This window comes from Streptomyces sp. NBC_01465, assembly GCF_036227325.1.
In the GTDB taxonomy this organism is placed as follows: Bacteria; Actinomycetota; Actinomycetes; order Streptomycetales; family Streptomycetaceae; genus Streptomyces.
This window is the reverse complement of record NZ_CP109467.1, coordinates 8,159,544-8,173,415: the sequence shown is the minus strand read 5'-3', so window position 1 is coordinate 8,173,415 and position 13,872 is coordinate 8,159,544. Positions and strand designations below refer to the sequence as shown.

The window sequence follows — 13,872 nt, the reverse complement described above, 5'->3', positions numbered from 1 at the left end:
CCTCGTCGAGCGGGCGGCCGCGGCGCCAGTCACCGAGTGCCGCCGTCGAACATCTCAAGGAGTACGTCGACGACCTCGTCCGTCTCCGCGTCGGCCAGGTCGTCGAACGCCCCGGAGTGACGTGCGAGCAGGACCCCGGCGACGGCCGCCACCAGGACATCGGCCCGCAGCCCGGGACGGTCGCGGCCCTCGCGTTCGAAGCGTGCGCGCAGCGGTTCCACGAGGCGGGCCGTCAGCGCGGCACGGGTGGCGTCCTGCGCGGCCGGGTCGCTCAACGGCTGGACGGCCACGCGCAGCAGCGGCACCGGGCCGCGCCGCTGCGCACGCTCGGCGATCTCCCGCAGCCGGGGCTCGGTGAGCAGATCGTCCGGCGCGGCGTCCCCGTGCTCGGCGCGCAGCACCTCCACGTACAGCAGGGGCTTGCTGCCGAAGTAGCGGGCGATGAGCGCCGGGTCCACCCCGGCCCGCTCGCCGATCTCGCGGATCGTGGTGCGGTCGTAGCCGTGCTCGGAGAACAGTTCGGTCGCGGCGCGCAGCAGCGCTTCGCGGCTGCGGGCGGAGTTGCGGCGCGGGCCGGCGGAGTCGCTCGCGTTCACGGGCGGCCGGCCTCGGTACGTACCTCGGCACCCGACGAGGCGGGCGTGCCCCTGTGCACGGTGACGACGGACGGACGCTTCACCCCCGCGCGGGTGAGCACCACGGCGAGGATGCCGGTGAGCAGGAACGCGGTGCAGCCCGCGAGACCCGCGGTGCGATAGCCGTCGTTCGTCGGCAGTTGCGCACCGGGAGCCGTGGCGGCCTGCAGGATGACCGCGCTCAGGGCGCTGCCGGTCGAGTATCCGATGTACTTCACGACCTGATTGAAACTCATCGCACTGCCCGTCTCCTGCGCGGGCACTCCGCCGACGATCAGTCCGGGCGTCACGGCGAAGGTGACGCCGACGCCGAGTCCGGCGAGCGCCATCATCGCGCCGATGCCCCACAGGCTGGAGCGGGCGAGCAGGAAACAGACGAGGGAGGCGAGCGAGAGCAGGCAGCCGAGCGGCAGCATGCGGGCGGGCGTCGCCGCGCGGCCCAGCATCCGCACGAGACGGCCGGTGATCAGGCTGGCCGCGGAGAACGGTACGAGCAGCAGACCCGTGACGACGATGGAGGCGCCGAATCCGTATCCGGCGGACGTCGGAGTCTGTACGTACCGGGTCACCAGGGAGATCAGAAGGTACGTGCCGACGCCGCCGACCATCACGGTGAGGTTGGCAAGGAGCACGCCGCGGTCCTTGACGAGCCGGATGCGCACCAGCGGGTGTGTGGAGTGCAGCGAGTGCACGACCCAGCCGGTGAGCAGGACGACGGCCGCGGCGGCGAGCCCGAGGAGCGCCGCGGAGCCCCATCCCCACCGCCCCCCCTCGGCCAGCGCCACCAGGAGCGCCGCCATGCCGCCGGCGAGCAGCAGTCCTCCGGGGGAGTCCATGGGGGTCGAGGGCCGGTGCGGAGGTGCGGGGACGACGAGCACGGTGGCTACGAGCGCGGCGGCAGCCGTGGCGGCCGCGAACCAGAAGCCCGCGTACATGCCGAGATACTCCGCGAACATCCCGGTGATCGGGTACCCGAGACCGATGCCCGCGGCAGTGGTCAGCGAAAGCGTCGCCACCGCCGAACGCGCCCGCTCGGGCGGCAGTGCGTCGCGCGCGGTGGCGATGGCGAGCGGCACGAGTCCCAGCCCCACGCCCTGCAGCGCCCGCCCGGTGAGCAGGCAGGCGAACCCGAAGGGCAGGGCGGCGAGAAGGCTGCCTGCGAGGACGGCGGCGAGGCCGATGAGGATGACGTTCTTGCGGTACGGGCCGTCGCCGAGGCGTCCCATGACGGGCGTGGCGATGGCTCCGACCAGCATCGTCACGGTCAGGGCCCACTGCGCGGTGGAGACCGGAACGTGGTCCTTGGCGGCGATGGTCGGGATGAGGGGTGCGCCGAGGCTGCTGACGACGGCGACGAGCATGCCGAGCGAGACGAGTACGGGCACCAGGGCGCGTGGGTGGCGGAGCGTGGACGCCGGTATGGAGGGTTGCAAGGGGTTTCCCGATCAAGTCATCAAGCGATGTCATTGCATGATGACATGGTGCAGCCCGTGGCCGGACGGCCAGGTGTCTACTCGCAGGCCATCGTGACCTGGGCACGGAACACATGGCCGAAGTACGGGTCGTCGAACGTCTCGAAGACCTCCGGTTCGCCGACGAGTTCGCAGCGGTACTGCCCCGATCCGCTCGCCGAGACCTGGGCGTCGTCGACCGCGCCCTGGATCGCGCTCTGCGCGGTGAGCCCGCGTCCGGCGCCGCACCACAGGGTCGATAGGTCACGTGCCCAACCGCCGTACGGCGGGAGCCAGTTGCACCTTGGGGCATCATTTCCGCCACCGCAAGGCTTCCGCGGGCCAGCGCACCACGCGGTGACGGAGGTAGACGACCTTCTCGAAGGCGCGCATCTCGACCAGGTCGAGATCCACCCGGCGCTCGCCCCGAGGATGGAACGGTGTGCCACCGCCGACGAGCACCGGGTACACCCCGGCCCGGTACTCGTCGATCAGGTCCAGCGCGGCCGCTTCGGCCTCACTTCAGGTGCCGGGTGAAGAACTGCGCCGCAGCATCACCCGCGGACTGCGGGACGCCGGTGTGCCCGCCCATATTCGCGTTGAGGCACTTCTCCTCGGAGCCGAAGGCGTCGAAGAGGTCCAGGGCCGCCTGCCGGTCGTTCCCTTCGTCGTCCCACTGCAGCAGGACATGCAGCGGAATGGTGACCTGGCGGGCCTCCTCGAACATGGCGCGAGGCACGAAGCTCCCGGCGAAGAGGCCTGCGGCCGCGATGCGCGGCTCGACCACCGCAAGTCGGATGCCGATGGAGATCACTCCCCCCGAGTACCCGACCGGGCCGCCGACTTCGGGCAGTGACAGAAGCGCGTCCAGGGCGGACTGCCATTCCGGGACCGCCTGGTCGACGAGCGGGAGGATGAGGGCGTCGATGATCTCGTCACCCACGGGCTCACCGGCCTGCAGCGCCCGGCGCAGGTCGGTGCGCGCCTGATCGACGACGGCCAGACGCGGCCGGTCGCCGCTTCCGGGGAGCTCGATGGTGGCCGTGGCGAAGCCGTCCGCCGCAGCGTGCCGGGCCCGGGCCACCAACCGGGGGTACATCTTGCCCAGTCCGAGCGTCGGATGGCCGAGCAGGATCAGCGGCGCCGGTGCGGAGGCCGACGCGGATGCGGGTGTCCACAGGAAGCCGGGGATCTCGCCGAGGGTGAATTCGCGTTCGAGGACGCCTTCGTCGAGGCGTTGCTCAGAAGTGAAATGCATGGTCGTGCCTTTCGGGAGTGCACAGAGACGGCGCTCCCGGACGACCTATCGCCCGGCCATGACCTCTGAAGGGAGCACCCATGTCGATACTGCGTTCACGGGTACCACCTCCTCTTTCTGTCGCACGGCCTCGGGGAGAGTAACATGCGGGCGCCGGAACGATCATTGGGGGCTGTGTCGTGGGTGAGCCATTGCTGGCCGGGCGCTACCAGCTGAAGCGACTGGTCGGACGCGGCGGGATGGGCGAGGTGTGGGAGGCGTACGACGAGCGCCTGGGACGCACCGTCGCCGTCAAAGTCGTCTCGCTCCTCGCCGGCGGGGGCAGTGCGGCCGGTGAACTGCGGGCGCGGTTCCTGCGGGAGGCCCGGATCACCGCGGCGCTCCAGCATCCGCGCATCGTCGCCGTCCACGACCTCGGCGAGGCGGTCACGGCAGAGGGCAGCGCGCCGTTTCTGGTGATGGAGTTCCTACGGGGCGAGGGGCTGGAGTCGGTCGTACGCCGCGGACCCGTCCCCGGGCCGGAGGCGGCACGGTGGGGTGCGCAGATCTGCGAGGCGCTGGCCGAGGCGCACGCCGGCGGCGTCCTACATCGCGACATCAAACCGGCGAACGTCTTCATCACGGCGAACGGCGGGGTGAAGGTCCTGGACTTCGGGATAGCCCGCGCCGCGGATCCCTCGGGGACCGGGGAGCTGCTGACGCGCACGGGCACGGTGGTCGGTACGGCCGCTTACATGGCGCCGGAGCAGGCCCGCGGTCGCCCCGAGGAGCGCAGCGATCTGTACGCGGTGGGGTGCCTGCTCTTCGAACTGCTCACCGGCACACTGCCGTTCAGCGCTCCGGACACGCTGTCCTATCTCACCGCGCACCTGAACGACACGCCGCCGGCCCCCAGCAGCGTCCTGCCCGGTGTCCCGGCCGCCTGGGACGAGCTCGTGCTGCGGCTGCTGGAGAAGGAGCCCGGCCGGCGTTACGCATCGGCCGCTCAACTGGCCGCAGAACTCACGGCGTTGAGCGGTGGCGCCGGGCAGCACCTACCGTCGCCGCGCACACCGACGGTGCTGGACCGCGGCGGACCGTCTCCCGATGCCACGACGGCCACATCGGATCCGCAGCCGCCTCGCCCGCCCGAGTTCAGCCGGCGCAACGCCCTGCGGTGGGGCGCCGGGGCGCTCGCCCTGGGGGCGGTCGGCACCGCGGCCGCCGTGTATTTCTCCGAGGACCCCGGCAAGGGCCCGGTCGCCTGGTCGCAGCCCGTGGGTGACGCGCAGAAGCTCGACAGGAACAATCCCACGTCCGTGGTGAGCGACGGCCGCTGGTACATGGCCTCCGGCGACAGCCCGGTAATGGTGCACGCCTTCGACGCGGCAAGCGGCAAGCTCCTGTGGAAGGCCACGCAGAACGCGCCGAACTGGAACGTGGGCGGCAGCCCGCAGTTCGCCGTGGCCGGGCCCGCCGCCATCGTCCGGACCAAGCAGACCAGCGACCGCAACCCCTGGCTCGATGCTTACGCCACCGCCGACGGGAGCCGTTTGTGGCGCCTCGAGCTCGACTCGGAGCGCTGGGACGTGCACCGGCCCAGCGGCCTGGTCGTGGTGTCCGGCGAACAGGACGTGATCGGCGTCGACCCCCGCACGGGCCGTGACCGGTGGAGGTTCGAGTCCGATGTGTCGGGCGAGGCGGTGTACGCCGGAGATCTCGTGATCAGCGGCGGCACGGCGCTGCTCGGCAGCACGGGGAAGACCGTGTGGCACCAGCCGGGCCTCACCGCGACGGGCCCCCTGACGCATCCGCTCGGAAAGCTGTTTCTCTGCTACGAGGCCGGCAAGCACGCCGCCACCGATCTCGTGTGCCGCTCGATGCAGACCGGCAAGGAGGTGTGGCGCCAGGCGTTCAACGACACCAAGGAAAGCGCGGCCTCGGCGGGATCCGCCTGGGAGGCCGTTGTTTCGGGCACCACTGTCTTCCTGCCGCTGGCAGCGGGCGGGCGCCGCCGACCCACGGCCTTCGACGCCACCACCGGCACGGTGAAGTGGACGTACGACGGCCCCTACAAGCGGGCCACCGAATTCGGCGACGACGGCTCGGCCAAGCAGATCGAAGGCGTCCGGGGCGTGCTGGGCGTCGAGGGCGGCTTCGTCCTGCCGACCGGAAACGGCACGGTGTGCCTGGACGCCGGCACCGGCCGGGAGCGCTGGCGCTGCTCCGGGGAGAACGCCGGCCTCACCGGCACGTACCTGCTGTTCACCGGTACCAGCGAACGGCTCTTCACCACCTGGGGGCACCTGACCGTCCGCGATGCCGGGACCGGCCGCGAGCTCTGGACCGGGGACTTCACCACGACCCTCGCCACGGACCCACAATCCGGAGACGGCCGCGTCTACGTCGCGGACAAGGAATCCAGATTGTGGGCCCTGCGGATCTAGCCGGTTCAGCGCAGGCCGGCGAAGAGGTCAGTCTCGGGCAGGGCCGCGCCGGTGGTGTCCTGGACTCGTACGAAGGTCTCCGTGCCCATGAACTCGCCGAACCGCTCCTTGCCCATCTTGAGGAAGAAGATGTTCTCGCCCTGGCTGGCGTGCGCGGCCAGGGCATCGAACTTCTGGCCGCTGAATTCGGTGGCGTCCACCCACGTGGTGATCTCGTCGTCGGGGAGGCCGATCTTGGCCATGGCCTCGGCCTCGGCGGGGTCCGGCTCCGGCATGTCCGGGTGAAACTCGCGGATGAGCTCGCCGAACCGCTGCATCCCCGAGCGGGGCATCGTCGTCCAGTACACCTTCGGTGTCAGGTCGGTCATCTCCACCGCTGCCATCGTGATGCGGTGGGCCTGGATGTGGTCGGGGTGTCCGTAGAAACCGTTCTCGTCATAGGTGACGACCACATCGGGCCGGTAGTGCCGCATGAGTTCCGCGAGCCGGGCGGCGCCCTCCTCAACGGGGGTCTGCCAGAAGGATCCGGGGGCGTCGTTGCTCGCCCAGCCCATCATCCCGGAGTCGGCATAGTCCAGCAGCTCCAGATCGCTGATCTTCAGTACGCCACAACTCGCCTCGAGCTCCTCCCGGCGCATCACGGCGACGGCGGCCGGATCGTGGCCGGGATCGCCCGGCTTGATACCCCCCGGTCCGTCGCCACATCCGCCGTCGGTACAGGTCACGAGCACCGTGCGGATTCCTTCCGCCGCGTACCGCGCGAGGACCCCTCCCGTTCCGGTGGCCTCGTCGTCGGGGTGGGCGTGCACTGCCATGAGCGTCAAAGGCCGGTCAGCCATGAAGAGTCCTCCTGCAGAAATACGTCGTGACCAAATGGGCGGCGGCGCACGGCGCCGGACCCCCGGTCGGTGCAACAGTGCCAGACGGACCGACTGTTCCCGCCGCGGCCGACGGACCTTCAGGCGTCGAGGCGGTGTGTGGCGAGCCGGGTCACCATTTCGGGGTCGTGGTGGTCGAAGAACAGGGAGCTGCCGGTGTCGAGGGTGGCGATCTGTGCCATCTGCTCGTCCGTGAGCTCGAAGTCGAAGACGTCGATGTTCTCCGCCATTCGCTCGGCGCGCACCGACTTGGGGATGGCGACGACGCCGCGCTGGGTCAGCCAGCGCAGCACGACCTGCGCGACCGACTTGTCGTACTCCTTGCCGATCTCGGCGAGCAGCGGGTTGGCGAACAGGTCGTTCTTGCCTTCGGCGAAGCCGCCCCAGGACTGGATCTGCACGCCGTGCTCGTTCATCAGGGCCTGGTAGTCGGCGCGCTGGAAGAAGGGGTGGGTTTCGATCTGGTTGACCGCAGGGGTGATCTCGTTGTTGACGATCAGGTCGATCAGGCGGTCGGGGGGCGAACTCCTCCTCAAGAGCCCCGAGTTCGCGGGCCCTTGGGAGCGCTACGAAGTGACCGGGCGCAAGCCCGCCCACAAGACCTTCCAGCACCCTCAGGTCGGAACGCTCACCCTCACGTCCCAGTCCCTGCACGTGGAAGGGACGCCCGGTCAGCGCATCGGCGTCTACACCGCCGAACCCGGCAGCCCCGACCACGACGCCCTGCTCCTCCTCGACATGACCGCACCCCGGCCGGCGTCCACGTCCGCGCCGGCCGGATGAGAGTCAGCGGCCGCGGGTGCGATCGGCCTCGTACTGCCCGTCGGTGACGTGCTCCAGCCAGGTGGTCTCGGGCCGGTCGTCGTCGGGGGCGGTGCCTTCCCACAGGGCGAGGTGCTGCATGAACCGCTCCTCGGTGGCGCCGTGCCAGTGCTCCTCGCCGGGCGGGCAGGTGACGGTCTCGCCCGGGTGGGCCTCGTAGACGGTGCCGTCGCGGGTGCCGATCAGGGCGGTGCCGGCGACGACGTGGAGGGTCTGGCCGACAGCGTGGTGGTGCCAGGCAGTACGGGCGCCGGGGGCGAAGCGCACCATGTTGGCGCGGATACGGGAGGGCTCCTGGCCTGCGTGAATGACGTCGAACCAGACGTCACCGTTGAACCAGTCCTGGGGTCCCTTGCCGGTGGCCTGGGGCTTGACGAATTCCATGGGGGGCTCCTTCGAACGTAGGGGGTGTGCTTCCGGGTCTCAGGCTGCGTCGTGGTGCGAGAGGCCGGTGCCCAGGACACGCGAGGCAGTGGCCTGCTCGGCGATCTCCCTGCCCTTGGCTTCGATGGCAGGGACGGCGTCGTCACCGGCGACGAAACGCAGCGGCGGCTCGTCCAGGTCGATGACCTTCAGCAGCGCGTCGGCGAGCTTGTCGGGGTCGCCGGCCTGCTGACCGTTCATCGACTGCCACATCTTCTTGGTCTCGGCGGTCCGCTCCGCGTAGTCGTCGATCGACAGCTCCGCCCAGCTGGTGGAGGCGTCCACGAGGAGCTCGGTGCGGAAGAAGCCGGGGTCGACGATCGTGGTGCGGATGCCGTACGGCTCGATGTCGTGGCGCAGGGACTCCATCCAGCCCTCGACGCCGAACTTGGCGGCTGCGTAGGCGACGCAGAACTCCTGGCCGATCACGCCGGCCAGCGAGGAGATCGTGACGACATGGCCCGAGCGGCGGGCGCGCATGGCGGGCAGCACGGCGCGGGTGACGTTCATCGGTCCGAAGAGGTTGGTCTCGATCTGCGCGCGCATCTGGGCGTCGGAGATCTCCTCGAAGTACCCGGCCTGGAAGCTGGCCGCGTTGTTGATCAGTACGTCGATACGGCCGAACCGGTCGACGGTGGCCTGCGCCGCGGCGGCGGCCGCGTCCGGGCTGGTGATGTCGAGGGACAGGGCCAGCAAGTTGTCCTGTTCGCCGCCGAGGGCGTCGAGGACCTTCTGCGGGTTGCGGGCGGTGGCCGCGACCCGGTGGCCGGCGGCCAGGGCCTCCCGGGCGATGTTGATGCCCAGGCCGCGGCCCGCGCCGGTGATGAGAAAGACCTTGCTCATGGGGTGCTGCTTCCGTGTGTGGGGAGGGGGTTCAGACGGCGTTGCGCTCGTCGGCGATCTTCTTGAGCCGACTGATCGCCGTCATGGCGCCCGGCCAGCCCGCGTAGAAGGCGAGGTGGGTGATGGCCTCGGACAGCTCCTCGACGCTCAGGCCGTTGTCCAGGGCCACGCCCAGGTGGTGGCCGAGCTGCTCGGTGCGGTAGAGGGAGGCCAGCACGCTCACGGTGACCAGGCTCCGGTCGCGCGGGGACAGTCCGGGGCGCTCCCAGACGTCGGCGAACAGAACCTCGTCGGTGAGTTCCACGAGCTTCGGGGCAATGGTGGCCAGTTCCTGGGGTGCGGCCTGCTTCGGCATACGACGACTCCTCGATCCAGACGGGGTGGGCTAGCTGATATCGATGAAACCGCAGCTCAGTGAGGTGGAGGAGGGCCTGGGCTGCCAGGTACTGACAGGACCCCCCACCCGGGCGCAGTCCGGCTTAGCCTGGAATGCGTGAGTACCGAGAGCGACATCCGCGCATTCCTGGCCTCGCGCCGCGCCAAGATCACCCCGCGCCAGGCCGGGCTGCCCGCGTACGGCGGCAACCGGCGCGTGCCGGGCCTGCGCCGCGAGGAAGTCGCCCTGCTCGCCGGTGTCAGCATCGACTACTACGTCCGTCTGGAGCGCGGCCACATCGCCGGCGCCTCGGAGGAGGTCCTGGACTCCGTCGCGAACGCGCTGCAGCTCGACGACGCCGAACGCGCGCACCTCTACGACCTGGCCCGCGCCGCCGCCAAACGCCCCGCCCGCCGCACCAAGCGCGCCCGCGGTCCCCTGCCGGACAGCGTCCTGCGCATCCTCGACTCCATGACCGACGTCCCGGCCTTCATCCGCAACGGCCGTCTCGACATCCTCGCCGTCAACCGCCTCGGCCGCGCCCTGTACTCACCACTGTTCACGGACGACGTCCCGCGCCCGGTCAACATCGCCCGTTTCCAGTTCCTGAGCCCGGACGGCCCCGACTTCTTCCCGGACTGGGATCAGTCCGTGAACACGACTGTCTCCCTGTTGCGTACGGAGGCCGGCCGGGCCCCCGGCGACAGTGAGCTGACCGGGCTGATCGGTGAACTGGTCACCCGCAGCGAGGAGTTCCGCACCGCGTGGGCCAAGCACAATGTGCGACTGCACCACACCGGACGTAAATCCTTCCGCCACCCCGCCGTCGGCGAGATCACCCTTGACTTCGACGCCCTGGAGCTGCCCGCCCAGCCGGGCGTCACCCTCACCGCGTACAGCGCCCCGCCCCACACCCCCGACCACGACGCGCTGCGCATCCTCGCCAGCTGGGCCGCCCCCGAGAACACCCCCTCCACCAGCCAGTGACCGCAAGGCGGCGACTCGCGCCTGGCGTTCCGGCGGCCAGCAGGCTGCGTTCAGCTGGAGTACACGCCGTTTCAAGATCGTGTCACCAGAGTCTTGTCCCGTGCCTACCTCACACTCGCGTTCCGGCGTCGCTTCCGTATGCGCCGCGGCTCTGACGCTTTCAGGACTACTCGCCACCGGGATGCTGGCCGCCCAGCCCGCGGCTGCCGCAGACCCGGCCGGCTACCCGAACGTCCGGATCAACGAAGTCACTTCGTCGAACAACGACACGGTGGAGCTGTACAACTCCGGGTCGACCGCAGTGAGCCTCAGCGGCTGGAAGATGTCCGACGACGGCTTCTCCCTCCAGACGTTCAGCCCGTCCGCCGGCACGATCCCGGCCGGGGGCTTCGTCACCTTCAACTCGCCCAAGGGGCTGGGTGATTCGGACAAGGTGGTGATCTACACGTCCGGCGGCACCGTGGTCGACCGCGTCGAGTGGGCGACCGACAAGGCGAAGCCCGCGATGGCCCGTTGCGGCGGCGACGGCACCGGGGCCTGGGTGACGACGACTTCGGCGTCCACGTTCGGCGCCGCGAACGCCGCGGGCTGCCCGTCGTCGGTCCCGGCCGCGAGCCGGATACGGATCAACGAGGTCACCTCGGACGGCTCCGACACCGTAGAGCTCTACAACGGCGGGACGAGCACGGTCAGCGTCGGGTCGTGGAAGTACGTCGACAGCGACACCTCCCACTCCCCCGTGTCGGTCTCGTCCTCCTCGCCGAGCGCGACCAGCATCCCCGCGGGTGGCTACCTCACGTTCAACTCCACCATCGGTCTCGGCGACAACGACGCGGTCGCCCTCCTCGACAGCAGCGGCAACACCGTCGACTCGGCGACCTGGGCGACCGACGGCGCCAAGCCGTCGGACGAACGCTGCTCCAACGGCACCGGCTCGTTCCGGACCGCCACGACCGCGACGCTCGGCAGTGTGAACTCCTGCTCGGGCAGCACCGGAGGCGGAACCGGTGGCGGTGGTACCCCGACCGGCCAACTCCTGGGCGGAGGAGGCTCGCTCACCAGCGGCTGCACCCCCGAAGCGGCTTCCGGTACGGGTTCGACCCCGTCGGGCACTCTGGCGTGGCCGGGCGGCCTGGACGTCACCATCGCGGACAACGTCTGCGCATTCACCACGTCCACCGGCCCGGAAGGCCGGGATCTGAGCGGCCTGGCCTTCGACCCGGCGAACCCGTCGGTGCTCTGGGCCGCCAAGAACAAGAACTGGCTCTACAAGCTGGTCAAGAGCAACGGCAAGTGGATCCCGGACGCGACCTGGAGCGCGACCGGAAAGCAGCTCCGCTTCGCGGGCGGCTCCGGCGAGCCGGACTCCGAGGGTCTGACGATCGGCAGCAACGGCCACCTCTACGTCACCTCCGAGCGCGACAACACCAAGAACACGGCGCCTAAGGACACGATCCTGGAGTTCGACCCGGCGGCGACGGGGTCGACGCTGACGCCGGTTCACCAGTGGGACATGACCTCGCAGTTCCCGCAGCTCAACACCGGCGACAAGGACGACGCCAACCTGGGCTTCGAGGGCGTCGGTTACGTACCGGACAGCTGGCTGACCACGAACGGCTGGAGGGACCCGCTCACCGGTGCCGCCTACAACCCGGCGAACTACCCGCTGCACGGGTCGGGCCTGTTCTTCGCCGGCCTGGAGTGGGACGGCTCGCTGCACGTCTACGGTCTGAACTCGGACGGCACGTTCACCACGTTCGGCACCATCGCCACGGGCAAGGCCTCCGTGATGGACGTGACGTTCGACGCCGGCACCCAGCGTCTCGTCGCGACCTGCGACAACACCTGCGGTGAGACGCACACGTTCATGAAGGTCAACACCTCCGGCGCGATCGTCCCGGACGTGACCTACACGAATCCGGCCGTCATGCCGGCCGACAACCTGGAGGGCTTCGCGATCGCGCCGACCTCGACGTGCGTCAACGGATTCCGTGAAGCGGTCTGGAGCGACGACGGCATCTACGGCTTCGGCTCGGGAAGTTCCTCCTACGGACACGCGCTCTACAGCGGCACCTTCCCCTGCTGATCCCACCTGCCACTGATGGGGCGGCCCTCCCGAGGGGCCGCCCCATTCCTGTCCGTACCGGCCTGCGGACCGGGCATCATCCCCGATGATGGAGATCGCACGGAGTAACGGAACGAGCAACGCGGGGAGTACGTGCATGGTGGCCGAGTCACAAACGCAGGAGGAGCGGGTAGCAGGGCGCGTGTGGACAGTGCGCCTGGACCCGTACGGCCGTCTCTCCGCCGGCACGGTCCGGCTCACCTGCTCCCGCCCGGCCTGTGCCGACCAGCACTTCCCGCAAACGGGCGAGGGACGCAAGGCCGCGGTCGGACACGTCAACTCCCATCTGGCACACATCCGTACGGGTGGTGGCCCGCGAGGCGAGGCGTGGTGCAGCTGCCGCGCCGCCGACTGCGCGTGGCACACCCCCGCCCCGGACACGCGCCCACGAAATCGGCCTGCGACGGGACGCTGCGGCGGCCCGGTGGTCCTCGCGGTGTACGCGGACCGGGCCGGACGGCTGTGGCGGATCGCGGAGATGTGCGCGAGCTGCGCGGCCGCCGTCCCCGGCTGCCGCGTCCTGGACACCGCGCCACCGCCCAGCCGCCCCACGCCTGTTCCCTCCCAGGGCGACCACGGGACAGCGGAGGCCGCCTCCAGTGCGGCGCCCCTGTTCTCGGACCAGCAGCCCGCCCCCTCCGCTGCTGTTCCGGTGCCCGCTGCCCGTAGGACCAGGCGGCAGGGCACGATCGCGCAGCGGATCGTCCCGCCCGACCTCCAGCCCGAAGTGCTGCGGGACGAACTCATCGAGCTCGGCGACGCGTTCCGCGCCTACCAGCAGTGCGCCGAACCCGATCTCGCGCGTCTGGCCACGCTCCATGAGCGCAAGGCCCGCGCGTTCGCGCTGTGGGCCGATCTCACCGGGGACCGCACGCTGCGCCAGGAGGCGGAGCGGGCCGAGAGCGCGGTCCTGACCACCCGGGAGATGCACTTCCAGCGCACCGGGCAGTCCGCGGACGGTACGGGTGGAGGCGCACCGGCGGTGGAACGGCTGCTGACCCGGGGGCAGGCGGTGCGCGCGCGCGAGGTGCTCGCCCACGTGCAGGAGCACGCCCCGTACCCCGACGCCGAAATGCGCCTGGCCACGCTCCTGTTCACCTTGCGGGCCGCCCGTACCGGGGCGGGGAACGTGACCGGCCAGGATCTCACCGGCTGGCTGCTCGGCGACACCGAGGATGTACTGGAACGCCTTGTCACGTCCGGCTGGCTGCAGCTCCCCGGCACCATCCCGGAGGCGCTGGCCTCCCGGCCCGAGGAACCCGCCGTGGTCACGGTCCCTCTGCTGCTCCCCGGAAGCCCCACCGAACTGTCCATCGGCAAGACCAACCGGGCCCGCATCTCCGGCTGGGCACAGAAGGTGGTGGGCGACCGGAAGATCCGGAAGAAGAAACTGGGCGCCGCCACCCGGCTCCTGGCCCTCTATACCGCCGTTCACACCCGCCCGGACGGGCGCCTCGGCACTGCCGAGGACAACGGGCTGCCGCTGGACGCGGTCGCCGCGTTCTGCACGCTGCCCCCTGCTGAGGTGGGCGAGCATGCCGATCTGCTGATCGCTGCCGACTGGCTGGCCGAGGCCGACGTCGACGGAGACAAACTCCGCGGACAACTGGCCGAACGTTCCCTGCCGTTGGGCGGCCTGCTGTAGCTT

General features: G+C 70.4%; 12 protein-coding genes and 3 pseudogenes. 6 read left to right on the top strand and 9 right to left on the bottom strand.

Annotated elements, in window-relative coordinates:
• Positions 1–29 precede the first annotated feature (29 nt).
• Both OG707_RS37875 and OG707_RS37870 read right to left on the bottom strand, forming a co-directional pair.
• Positions 30–596, bottom strand: coding sequence for a TetR/AcrR family transcriptional regulator (locus tag OG707_RS37875; RefSeq protein ID WP_329126409.1), 567 nt, complete (start codon positions 594–596; stop codon positions 30–32).
• Positions 593–2,068, bottom strand: coding sequence for an MFS transporter (locus OG707_RS37870; RefSeq protein WP_329126408.1), 1,476 nt, complete (start codon positions 2,066–2,068; stop codon positions 593–595). The genes OG707_RS37875 and OG707_RS37870 overlap by 4 nt, the downstream gene beginning before the upstream one ends.
• Positions 2,069–2,181: 113 nt before the next feature.
• On the opposite strand from OG707_RS37870, the gene OG707_RS37865 reads away from it, so the two are divergent.
• Positions 2,182–2,349, top strand: a complete 168-nt coding sequence (locus OG707_RS37865) for a hypothetical protein (RefSeq protein WP_329126407.1) — start codon at positions 2,182–2,184, stop codon at positions 2,347–2,349.
• 49 nt (positions 2,350–2,398) lie between these two features.
• Here the strand turns inward: OG707_RS37865 and OG707_RS37860 are convergent.
• Together OG707_RS37860 and OG707_RS37855 are read right to left on the bottom strand one after the other, a co-directional pair.
• Positions 2,399–2,602: pseudogene (locus tag OG707_RS37860) on the bottom strand (hypothetical protein); the annotation flags it as partial.
• 1 nt (position 2,603) lies between these two features.
• Positions 2,604–3,344, bottom strand: coding sequence for an alpha/beta hydrolase (locus tag OG707_RS37855; protein ID WP_329126406.1), 741 nt, complete (start codon positions 3,342–3,344; stop codon positions 2,604–2,606).
• Between the two features lie 179 nt (positions 3,345–3,523).
• On the opposite strand from OG707_RS37855, the gene OG707_RS37850 reads away from it, so the two are divergent.
• On the top strand, positions 3,524–5,770 hold the full coding sequence (locus OG707_RS37850; protein ID WP_329126405.1) for a protein kinase domain-containing protein: 2,247 nt from the start codon (positions 3,524–3,526) through the stop codon (positions 5,768–5,770).
• 5 nt (positions 5,771–5,775) lie between these two features.
• On the opposite strand, the gene OG707_RS37845 is transcribed toward OG707_RS37850, so the two are convergent.
• Together OG707_RS37845 and OG707_RS37840 are read right to left on the bottom strand one after the other, a co-directional pair.
• Positions 5,776–6,609, bottom strand: coding sequence for a PIG-L family deacetylase (locus OG707_RS37845; RefSeq protein WP_329126404.1), 834 nt, complete (start codon positions 6,607–6,609; stop codon positions 5,776–5,778).
• Between the two features lie 119 nt (positions 6,610–6,728).
• Positions 6,729–7,166: pseudogene (locus tag OG707_RS37840) on the bottom strand (aldo/keto reductase); the annotation flags it as partial.
• Between the two features lies 1 nt (position 7,167).
• Here OG707_RS37840 and OG707_RS37835 point away from each other — a divergent pair.
• A pseudogene (locus OG707_RS37835) lies at positions 7,168–7,431 on the top strand (MmyB family transcriptional regulator); the annotation flags it as partial.
• A 3-nt stretch (positions 7,432–7,434) separates the two neighbouring features.
• Here OG707_RS37835 and OG707_RS37830 read toward each other — a convergent pair.
• Genes OG707_RS37830 through OG707_RS37820 form a run of 3 tightly spaced genes read right to left on the bottom strand, consistent with a single transcriptional unit; the run spans position 7,435 to position 9,091 of the window.
• Positions 7,435–7,854 carry a (R)-mandelonitrile lyase gene (locus tag OG707_RS37830; protein WP_329126403.1) on the bottom strand — a complete coding sequence of 140 codons (420 nt, stop codon included), beginning with the start codon at positions 7,852–7,854 and terminating at the stop codon, positions 7,435–7,437.
• A gap of 39 nt (positions 7,855–7,893) precedes the next feature.
• Complete coding sequence (locus tag OG707_RS37825) at positions 7,894–8,736, bottom strand: SDR family oxidoreductase (protein WP_329126402.1); 843 nt, start codon at positions 8,734–8,736, stop codon at positions 7,894–7,896.
• Between the two features lie 31 nt (positions 8,737–8,767).
• Positions 8,768–9,091: a carboxymuconolactone decarboxylase family protein gene (locus tag OG707_RS37820; protein ID WP_329126401.1), complete on the bottom strand. Its 324-nt coding sequence runs from the start codon at positions 9,089–9,091 to the stop codon at positions 8,768–8,770.
• 138 nt (positions 9,092–9,229) lie between these two features.
• Here OG707_RS37820 and OG707_RS37815 point away from each other — a divergent pair, with 138 nt between their 5' ends.
• The 3 genes from OG707_RS37815 to OG707_RS37805 all read left to right on the top strand — a co-directional run bounded on the left by OG707_RS37815 (position 9,230) and on the right by OG707_RS37805 (position 13,869).
• Positions 9,230–10,099: a helix-turn-helix transcriptional regulator gene (locus OG707_RS37815; RefSeq protein WP_329126400.1), complete on the top strand. Its 870-nt coding sequence runs from the start codon at positions 9,230–9,232 to the stop codon at positions 10,097–10,099.
• 100 nt (positions 10,100–10,199) lie between these two features.
• The gene (locus OG707_RS37810; protein WP_329126399.1) at positions 10,200–12,185 is read left to right on the top strand and encodes a lamin tail domain-containing protein; all 1,986 of its coding nucleotides are present in this window, start codon (positions 10,200–10,202) and stop codon (positions 12,183–12,185) included.
• A 181-nt stretch (positions 12,186–12,366) separates the two neighbouring features.
• Positions 12,367–13,869 carry a hypothetical protein gene (locus OG707_RS37805; protein ID WP_329126398.1) on the top strand — a complete coding sequence of 501 codons (1,503 nt, stop codon included), beginning with the start codon at positions 12,367–12,369 and terminating at the stop codon, positions 13,867–13,869.
• Positions 13,870–13,872: the final 3 nt, after the last annotated feature.